This is a genomic window from Pelomonas margarita (assembly GCF_043555875.1).
Lineage (GTDB): Bacteria > Pseudomonadota > Gammaproteobacteria > Burkholderiales > Burkholderiaceae_C > Pelomonas > Pelomonas margarita.
In genome coordinates, this window is the sequence record NZ_JBIGHW010000091.1 from 1 (window position 1) to 255 (window position 255).

Sequence of the window (255 nt, forward strand, 5' to 3'; positions counted from 1 at the left end):
TGGTCATGCAGGTGCCGTGGCTGCGGGCGATGCCGGCTTCCATCTCGGCCCAGGCCTGGTCGCTCAGCCGCCCGGCGCGGCGCTCATCCCAGTACTTGAAGGCATCCGACCCCGAGCCCAGCACCTGGCCGCGCCAGTTGCCGCGCAGCATGGGGCCGGCGGGCAGGTAGATCAGCGGCAGGCCCATGCTGATGGCGCCCATCAAGAGGCCGGGCGTGGTCTTGTCGCAGCCGCCCATCAGCACCGCGCCGTCGA

The 255-nt window shown here is 71.8% G+C and carries 1 protein-coding gene; it reads right to left on the reverse strand.

Going from position 1 to position 255, the window contains the following annotated elements:
• Positions 1-255: dihydroxy-acid dehydratase domain-containing protein (locus ACG0Z3_RS23380; protein WP_394402475.1), on the reverse strand; the 255-nt coding region annotated here is incomplete at both ends.